General features: G+C 69.2%; 6 protein-coding genes and 2 tRNA genes. 4 read left to right on the forward strand and 4 right to left on the reverse strand.

Features of this window, described 5'->3' with window-relative positions; genetic code table 11:
• Positions 1 to 67 precede the first annotated feature (67 nt).
• Genes GBZ26_RS26985 through GBZ26_RS26995 form a run of 3 tightly spaced genes read right to left on the reverse strand, consistent with a single transcriptional unit; the run spans position 68 to position 1,953 of the window.
• Positions 68 to 940: a S49 family peptidase gene (locus GBZ26_RS26985; RefSeq protein ID WP_425514926.1), complete on the reverse strand. Its 873-nt coding sequence runs from the start codon at positions 938 to 940 to the stop codon at positions 68 to 70.
• A 51-nt stretch (positions 941 to 991) separates the two neighbouring features.
• Positions 992 to 1,735, reverse strand: coding sequence for a tRNA1(Val) (adenine(37)-N6)-methyltransferase (locus GBZ26_RS26990; RefSeq protein ID WP_174441466.1), 744 nt, complete (start codon positions 1,733 to 1,735; stop codon positions 992 to 994).
• Positions 1,736 to 1,737: 2 nt separating this feature from the next.
• Entirely contained in the window at positions 1,738 to 1,953 is a 216-nt protein-coding gene (locus tag GBZ26_RS26995) for a putative signal transducing protein (protein WP_014241194.1), read from the reverse strand.
• Positions 1,954 to 2,063: 110 nt separating this feature from the next.
• Between GBZ26_RS26995 and GBZ26_RS27000 the strand changes: the two genes are divergently transcribed.
• The 4 genes from GBZ26_RS27000 to GBZ26_RS27015 all read left to right on the forward strand — a co-directional run bounded on the left by GBZ26_RS27000 (position 2,064) and on the right by GBZ26_RS27015 (position 4,099).
• The gene (locus GBZ26_RS27000; RefSeq protein WP_035675389.1) at positions 2,064 to 3,080 is read left to right on the forward strand and encodes a polyprenyl synthetase family protein; all 1,017 of its coding nucleotides are present in this window, start codon (positions 2,064 to 2,066) and stop codon (positions 3,078 to 3,080) included.
• A 109-nt stretch (positions 3,081 to 3,189) separates the two neighbouring features.
• Positions 3,190 to 3,266, forward strand: a tRNA-Pro gene (locus tag GBZ26_RS27005).
• A 219-nt stretch (positions 3,267 to 3,485) separates the two neighbouring features.
• A tRNA-Pro gene (locus GBZ26_RS27010) sits at positions 3,486 to 3,562 on the forward strand.
• A 123-nt stretch (positions 3,563 to 3,685) separates the two neighbouring features.
• The gene (locus GBZ26_RS27015; protein ID WP_119509879.1) at positions 3,686 to 4,099 is read left to right on the forward strand and encodes a hypothetical protein; all 414 of its coding nucleotides are present in this window, start codon (positions 3,686 to 3,688) and stop codon (positions 4,097 to 4,099) included.
• Positions 4,100 to 4,103: 4 nt separating this feature from the next.
• On the opposite strand, the gene GBZ26_RS27020 is transcribed toward GBZ26_RS27015, so the two are convergent.
• On the reverse strand, positions 4,104 to 4,493 hold the full coding sequence (locus GBZ26_RS27020; RefSeq protein ID WP_174441465.1) for a carboxymuconolactone decarboxylase family protein: 390 nt from the start codon (positions 4,491 to 4,493) through the stop codon (positions 4,104 to 4,106).
• Between the last annotated feature and the right edge of the window lie 234 nt (positions 4,494 to 4,727).

Consider the following 4,727-nt stretch of genomic DNA (forward strand, 5'->3'; position numbering starts at 1 on the left):
TTCCCTCCCCTGCGCAGCGGGGGAGGGTCAGGGTTGGGGGCCTCACGGCGACCACAAACCAAAAAACTCAAAGGCCGTAGCGCGACCAGAGCGCGCGCTCCTCGACGGCGGACAGAGCCGCTGCGGGAAGCGCCGCCGCAAGATTGTCCAGAGTGTTCGCCCCCACCGGCGCATCCACGCGGAAGCCCATGCGGCGGAACCAGCGCCGGTCCTCCTGCACCACGCGCAGCCGGACCTTCTCGCCGAAGCGGCCGCGCAGCACGCTGCGCAGGTCGCCGATGCCGTCGATCAGCCCGAGTTCCAGGGCGCGCCGCCCCGCCCAGAAGGCGCCGGAGAACAGTTCCTCCTCCGCCCCGGACAGGCGGGCGCCGCGGCGGTCGCGCACCATCGCCTTGAAGGCCTCGTGGATCTCCGCCTGGATCGCCTTGAGATGAGCCACCCCGTCCTCCCGCTCCGGCGAGAAGGGGTCGAGGATCACCTTCTTGTCGCCCGCGGTGTAGAGCCGCCGCTCGATGCCGTAGCGCTCGATGAATTCGTGCGCGCCGAAGCCGGCGGACACCACGCCGATGGAGCCCAGGATGCTGCTCTCGTCCGCCCAGATCTCGTCCGCCGCGCAGGCGAGCCAATAGCCGCCGGACGCCGCCGCGTCCTCGCAGAAGGCGAAGACCGGCACCTTCTTCTCGGTGGCGAGGTCGCGGATGCGCTTGGCGATCAGCGCCGACTGCACCGGCGACCCGCCCGGCGAGTTGACGACCAGCGCAACCGCCGCCTGACCCTTCGGCGCGAAGGCGCGTTCGATCAGCCCGGCCATGTTGGACATGGTCAGGCCCTGGCGGAAGGCTCCGGCCTGGCCGATGACACCGGACAGGCGGAGGACGGACACGATCGGCCCGGCGTCGCGCCAGGGGCCGAACGGGAGTTTGGCGAGCAGCTTCGTCATGTTCATCGCCGGTTGAAATGGTGGCGCTGACGCCGGATTGAAAGCGTTGGCTTAAGCGATCAGCGGGTCCATGTCGCGCAGAATCCGCTGCGCCTGCCCGCCATAGGCGCCATCGGGGCCGTGCAGCACCAGCCCGGCGGTGAATCGCGCCGGCGAGCGCCCCCCCTTCTGCACCGCCACCAGGAGGCGCCGCGCCTCCTCCCCCGCCTTCGGCCAGAGCGGGACGAGCGTCAGGGAGCCGAATCGGGCGCCGTGCAGGGCGGCCAGGATCTCGTCCACCCGGTCAGCGCGGTGGACCATGGTCAGCGTGCCGCGCGGCTTCAGCATCGCGGCGGCGAAGCGCACCCAGTCGGTCAGCCCCGCCTCCCCCTCCACATTGGCGGCGGCCTTCCAGGGGTCGGGCGGCACGCTGGCCGCCCCGGCGCGCAGATAGGGCGGATTCATCATCACCCGGTCGATGGTTCCGGGAACCAGTTCCGGCGGCGGGGCCAGCAGGTCGCCCTCAAGGACGCTCACCCGGCCATCCACACCGTTGAGAGCGGCGTTGCGCCGCGCGAAATCCGCCGCCTCCGCCCGCTTCTCCAGCCCGACGACCATCGCACCGGGCACACGGACGGCGAGGCACAGCGCCGCCGCCCCGGTGCCGGTGCCGACGTCCAGCACTCGCTCCCCCGCTTCAGCGGCGGTGAAGGCGGCGAGAAGCACGGGGTCGATGGCGGCGCGGTAGCCGCCTTGCGGCTGGCGCAGGCGGACGCGCCCGCCGAGAAGCGTGTCGAACGCCGCGTCGCTCTCCATCGTCACGCCCCCAGCTCCTCTCCGGCGTCGCGCAGCAGGCGGCAGGCGGCGGCGTGATCCTCCTCCGCCACCATCAGGCGGCGGGGGATGGCGCCGATGGAGCCCTCCAGGATGCTGGTGTGGGTGTCCAGCACGATCCCCTCGATTCCCGCGTCGGTCAGCAGGGCGAGAAGCCAGCTCAGACGGACCGGATCGGTGGTGCGCAGAAGTTCCTTCATGAAATCCCGGCTGTTCTGTGCCCTTATTCGCCTTGCGGACTTGACCGAAGAGGCTATGCCGTTATGCTCCCTGCCGGAATTCGTCACGTCAATCATCATTGGAGTCGACCTTGGCGGTCGTGACCAACCTCGAGCCGAAACGGCGGAAGTCCACCCCGCTCGACGATCTGACCGCCCTGGTGGCCGATGACCTGAGCGCGGTGAACGAGATCATCGTCCAGCGGATGCATTCGTCCGTCGATATGATCCCGCAACTTGCCGGCTATCTCATCGCCGCCGGCGGCAAGCGCCTGCGCCCCGTCCTCACCCTCGCCGCCGCCGAGCTGTGCGGCTACAAGGGCGAGGATCACAAGATGCTGGCCGCGGTGGTGGAGTTCATCCACACCGCCACCCTGCTGCACGACGACGTCGTGGACGAGAGCGACCTGCGCCGCGGCCTCGCCTCGGCCAACGCGGTGTTCGGCAACAAGGCCAGCGTGCTGGTCGGCGACTTCCTGTTCTCCCGCAGCTTCGAGCTGATGGTGGAGGTCGGGTCGCTGGACGTGCTGCGCATCCTGTCCAAGGCGTCCGCGGTGATCGCCGAGGGCGAGGTGCTGCAGCTGCGCACCACCAACGACACGGAGACCAGCGAGCAGGCCTATCTGGAGGTCATCAAGGCCAAGACGGCGGAGCTGTTCGCCGCCGCCTGTCGCGTCGGCGCCGTGGTGGCCGACCGCCCGCAGGCGGAGGAGCTGGCGCTCTACGATTACGGCATGAACCTGGGCATCGCCTTCCAGCTCGTCGACGACGTGCTGGACTACTCGGCCTTCCAGGCGAAGCTGGGCAAGACGGTCGGCGACGACTTCCGCGAGGGCAAGATCACCCTCCCCGTCGTGCTGGCCTTCCGCCGCGGCAACGACGAGGAGCGGGCCTTCTGGCGCCGCACCATGGAGGAGCTGGACCAGCAGGAAGGCGACCTGGAGCGCGCCCAGGAGCTGATGGCCAGGCACAACGCGCTGAAGGACACCGTGGAGCGCGCGCGCCACTACGGCTCCATCGCGCGCGACGCGCTGGGCCTGTTCCCGGACACGCCGGTGAAGGCCGCCCTGCTGGAGGTGCTGGATTTCGTGATCGAGCGCGATTTCTAAGCTTCGGGAACTTTTTCGCCGCCGGGGGTGATTTTCACGTTGCAGCCCCCGGATCGAGCGGCTATATACGCGGCCCACGGTGACGCCGGCCACGGCGCCACCGACGGACCGGAGAGTAGCTCAGCCTGGTAGAGCACTGCTTTCGGGAGGCAGGGGCCGGAGGTTCGAATCCTCTCTCTCCGACCAGCACGAAAGGGCCGATGCGGCGACGCATCGGCCCTTTCGCTTTTGGCCCTTTGGCTGTTCCGGCCCGGCCAACCAGCCGTTGCAGCGGCCTTCCCGCCGGCTTTCGCGGCCCGGCAAAAAAACATTCCGCAAATGCCGCTTATTCCCATTGCAGCCCGCGGGCAATGGGTCTATACACCCGCTCCACGGCGACGCTGGCAACGGCGGCACCGATTGGACCGGAGAGTAGCTCAGCCTGGTAGAGCACTGCTTTCGGGAGGCAGGGGCCGGAGGTTCGAATCCTCTCTCTCCGACCAGTATGAAGGGGGCCGATGCGGCGACGCATCGGCCCCTTTCGCTTTTTCCGATCCACGGCTGCGGCACAGGCCGCGCTCCCGCCTGTTGTCCTTGGTAAGCGACACAAGACGGGGAGCGGACCCATGGAACAGGCGATCGGACAGGAACCCCAGGCGGCGGGCGGCCCGGTGGGGACGGAGATCGACCCCAAGGCCGTGGTGGTGTCCCGCGCGGTGCGCGACCTGCTCCAGCCCCACGGCTTCCGCCCCCGCGACATCGGCAGCGGCTTGGGCGGCGGCATGGCCTGGAACCGGCGCGGCGGCGACGACACCCACGAGATGATCACCTGCAACGGGCGGTTGTCCGGTGACCCCGAGCGGGCGGAATGGACCGCCGGGCGCTACGGCAACCGCGGCGGCTTCGTGGAGGTCACCGGCCTGACGTTGCGCGGCGCGCTGGACGCCGTGGCGGTCCTGCCCCGGCCGGTGCGGGTGGACGGCTCGCTGGCCGAGGGCATCTACCCGTCGCTGGAGGACGCCCTCGACGACATCGCGTGACGGGCTATTTCAGCGCCTCGTCGATCTCCACCTGATAGCCCTTGGCGAGGCGGTTGGTCTCGTTGGCCATGCCGATGACGGCCATCAACTCGCCGAACTGGGCGTCGGTCATGCCGGCGCGCCGCGCCGCGGCCTCGTGCGAGCGGATGCAGTAGTCGCAGCCGTTGGTCACGCTGACCGCGACGAAGATCATCTCCTTGACCAGCGGGTCCAGCGCGCCGGGGGCCATCACCTCCTTCAGGCTCTCCCAGGTGCGCCTCAGCGTGGGCGGGTGATGGGCGGTCATCTTCCAGAAATTGTTGACGTCCGGCACGTTGCGGGTCGCCTTGATGTCGTCGTAGACGGCGCGCACCTCGGGAACGGCGTCGGCGTGTTCGATGGGCTTCAGGGGCATGGCTGATGGTCTCCGCGGCTGGGCTGGCATCGGTAAAAGGCACCGGCTGTGCCTCATTGTCGCCGCATCCGCACGACTGAGCCATGCGGAATGGTCCAGGCTGCACATCCCACCTCCTGAAAGTCATAGGGCTGCCGGAAAGTTCAGGTTGCCCCGGCTGTCGCGGACCGGCATAGCTACCTGATCGCGGTGGCCCGCGCATGCGCCCCGCCCCATCGCCACCTGCGATCGCCC

Source organism: Azospirillum formosense, assembly GCF_013340925.1.
Taxonomy (GTDB): Bacteria; Pseudomonadota; Alphaproteobacteria; order Azospirillales; family Azospirillaceae; genus Azospirillum; species Azospirillum formosense.

What these genes read in the sequence shown, in the direction of transcription:
- GBZ26_RS26985 (WP_425514926.1), bottom strand. Translation starts at nt 940, where the DNA reads ATGACGAAGCTGCTCGCCAAACTCCCGTTCGGCCCCTGGCGCGACGCC.
- GBZ26_RS26990 (WP_174441466.1), bottom strand. Translation starts at nt 1,735, where the DNA reads ATGGAGAGCGACGCGGCGTTCGACACGCTTCTCGGCGGGCGCGTCCGC.
- GBZ26_RS26995 (WP_014241194.1), bottom strand. Translation starts at nt 1,953, where the DNA reads ATGAAGGAACTTCTGCGCACCACCGATCCGGTCCGTCTGAGCTGGCTT.
- GBZ26_RS27015 (WP_119509879.1), top strand. Translation starts at nt 3,686, where the DNA reads ATGGAACAGGCGATCGGACAGGAACCCCAGGCGGCGGGCGGCCCGGTG.
- GBZ26_RS27020 (WP_174441465.1), bottom strand. Translation starts at nt 4,493, where the DNA reads ATGCCCCTGAAGCCCATCGAACACGCCGACGCCGTTCCCGAGGTGCGC.